Origin of the sequence: Streptomyces sp. NPDC057743, from assembly GCF_042798755.1 — a bacterium.
GTDB lineage: Bacteria > Actinomycetota > Actinomycetes > Streptomycetales > Streptomycetaceae > Streptomyces.
Genome location: NZ_JBHVJX010000103.1, coordinates 1 through 3,110, shown reverse-complemented (window position 1 = coordinate 3,110; position 3,110 = coordinate 1). Strand labels below are relative to the sequence as shown.

The following is a 3,110-nucleotide window of genomic DNA, read 5'->3' as shown; positions in this document are numbered from 1 at the left end:
TGGGCGGTGGTTGCCTGGTGGGAAGTTGGAGTTTTTGGGGCGGCGGGATGCGCAGGTGAAGGTGCGGGGGTTCCGGATCGAGATCGGGGAGATTGAGAACGCGTTGTTGCGGGTGGCTGGTGTGCGTGATGGTGCGGTGGTGGTGGCTGGTGGGGAGGGGCAGGGCAAGCGGTTGGTGGCCTTCTACAGCGGCCCACAACCCCTGGAGAACGAAGCGCTCCGAGTGCGGTTGGGGGAGTCGCTGCCCTCGTACATGGTGCCGACCACCTTCCACTGGCTGGAGCGGCTGCCGTTGACCGCCAACAGCAAGATCGACAAGAAGACGCTCGTCCAGCTTGCCGACCAGGCGGAAACCCGCGGCGATGACCATCGTGAGCCGGACACCCCCACCGAGCAGCGACTGGCCCAGGCATGGGCGGAGGTCCTCGGCGTCCCGGTGGACCAGATCGGGCGGCAAGACCACTTCTTCGGTCGGGGCGGCACCTCGCTCTCGGCGCTGAAGTTGGTGATCGCCCTTGATCGGGCCGTTTCTCTCAAGGACCTCACCAGTCACCCGGTGTTGGCCGACTTGGCCGAACTGCTCGATGGGCGCCGGGAGTCGGACGAGGACAGGGGCCGGGGCGGGGACGGGGGTGGGGTCAGGTTGTTGCAGACGCTCGCCGAGCCGGCGGGCGAACCCGTCGCTCACCTGGTCTGCTTCCCCTTCGCGGGCGGTAGTGCCGTGGCCTTCCAGGCGATGGCCCAGACACTGCGGGCCGCCGGGTTCGCGGTGCACGCCGTGGAACTGCCCGGACACGACCCGGCCGACGACCAGACACCGTTCGCGCCGTTGGAAGAGGTAGCCAGGCAGGCCGCCGACGAGATCGCCGGACGCGGCCTGGGCGAGGTGGTGTTGTGGGGGCACGCGGCAGGGGCGGCGCATGCGGTGGCGACCGCGCAGCTGCTCCAAGAGCAGGGACAGGGGCCGGGGCAGAAGCCGGGGCGGGAACACCAGGTGCACGTCCAACGGGTCTTCGTCGGCGCCCAGTTGCTCGGTGACGCGGCCGACCGGCGCGCCGCCGCCCAGGCCCTGCTCGCCCGTAGCGACGCGGAAATCGTCAAGGAACTGACCGTGGACGGCGATGCGCTCGCCCTGAGCGAGATCGACGCCCGGCGAGCCGAGCGTGTCGGTGCCGCCTACCGGCATGACTGTGTGGCCGCGCACCGCTACTTCGCCGATGTCCTGGAGCACCCACCCACCACCAAGCTCACCGCGCCAGTCACCCTGGTGCTGGCCGATGACGACGCGTTCACCGTCGAGGGGACCCACCGGCTCCATGACTGGCGGCTGCTGGCCGACCACGTGGAGCTGCACCGGATTCCCGACGGCGGCCACTACTTCCCACGCACGCGCCCCACCGAGGCGGCCCGGACCGTCCTGTCCATCGTTACGGCACCAACCCGTTCGTGAACCTGAGTCACACGCAACACCACACGCAACACCACACACCACGCCACGCGAAAGAGGACCGGAGAAGACCACCGCAGAAGGCCGAGGTGGCACCGCACCACCCCGCCAGGCATCCATCAGTCGGCACCCGAGAAAGGCACCCGAATGTTCTCGCCCCCTTCAACGACCCCGCTCGACGTGTCCTTGCAACCCGGCAAGCCACCGACGCTGCTGGCAGACCCCGGCCACGACCCCGCGCACTGGGCTGGCCAACACCGAGACGCCTTGTACGCCACCCTCCGTGAGCACGGCTGTGTCCTGGTCCGTGGTCTGGGTCTGGGTGACACGGACAGGACGGCGGCCACGTTCCGGGCGTTGTCCGATGACTTGATGGCGGAGCGGGAGAGTTTCGCGCCCCGGGAGCGTTACGCGCCGGGGGTGTACTCGTCGTCGAAGTGGCCGCAGAACCAGCCGATGTGCATGCACCACGAACTCAGCTACACCACCACCTTCCCCGGCCTGATGCTCTTCGCCTGCCACACCGCCCCCACCGACGGCGGGGCAACCGCGGTCGCCGACGCCACCGCCGTACTACGGGCCCTGCCGCGGCGGTTGGTCAAACGCTTCGAGCGGCAGGGATGGCTGCTGACCCGCAGCTACAACGACGAGATCGGCGCCTCCACCCTCGAAGCCTTCGGCACCGACGACCACCAGAAAATCGAAGCCTACTGCCAAGCCAACGCCCTCAGCTATGCCTGGCAACCGGACGGCAGCCTGCGCACCCGCCAACGCCGCAGCGCCATCCTGACCCACCCCCGCACCGGCCAACGCTGCTGGTTCAACCAGATCGCCTTCCTCAACCAGTGGACCCTGGCACCCGAAATCCGCGAATACCTCGTCGACACCTACGGCACCGAAGCCCTGCCCTTCAACACCGCCTACGGCAACGGCGAGCCCATCGAAGAAGACGTCATCGACCTCCTCAACACCACCTACGCCACCCACACCGTCCGCGAACCCTGGCACGAGGGCGACCTGTTGCTGGTCGACAACATCCGCACCGCACACAGCAGAGAACCCTTCACCGGAACCCGCAACATCCTCGTCGGCCTGGCCAACCCCACACCAGCAACCGACTGCTCACCCACCATCGAGGTGACCACCCCATGACCACCCTCCACCCCACCCACACCACCCAACCCACCGAACCCACCACCCCCACCTTCGCCGTCATCTCCGGCGCCCAAGTCCAACAGGTCCTGCACGGCCACGCCCACCACATCGTCGACCTGATCGAGGCCACCTACCGCCTCCACGGCACCGGCGACACCATCAACCCACCCTCCTACTTCCTCCGCTTCCCCGACCGCCCCACCTCCCGCATCATCGCCCTACCCGCCTCCCTCGGCGGCACCACCCCCGTCGACGGCCTCAAATGGATCTCCAGCTTCCCCACCAACATCGAAGCCGGCATCCCCCGCGCCTCCGCCGTCCTCATCCTCAACAACCACGACACCGGCTACCCCTTCGCCTGCCTGGAAAGCTCCATCATCAGCGCCACCCGCACCGCAGCCTCCGCCACCCTGGCCGCCGACCACCTCACCCGCACCCGCACCCGCCCCCGCACCATCGGCTTCTTCGGCACCGGACTCATCGCCCGCTACATCCACACCTTCCTCAC

At 68.4% G+C, this 3,110-nt stretch carries 2 protein-coding genes and 1 pseudogene; all 3 read left to right on the top strand.

The annotated features are described in order from the left end of the window. On the top strand, positions 1-1,450 hold a 1,450-nt coding region (locus ACFVFQ_RS38530; protein ID WP_383425367.1), incomplete at its 5' end, for a thioesterase domain-containing protein. Between the two features lie 144 nt (positions 1,451-1,594). After that, positions 1,595-2,599, top strand: coding sequence for a TauD/TfdA family dioxygenase (locus tag ACFVFQ_RS38525; protein WP_383425365.1), 1,005 nt, complete (start codon positions 1,595-1,597; stop codon positions 2,597-2,599). Beyond that, positions 2,596-3,110, top strand: a pseudogene (locus tag ACFVFQ_RS38520) (2,3-diaminopropionate biosynthesis protein SbnB); the annotation flags it as partial. The gene ACFVFQ_RS38525 and the pseudogene ACFVFQ_RS38520, both read left to right, overlap by 4 nt.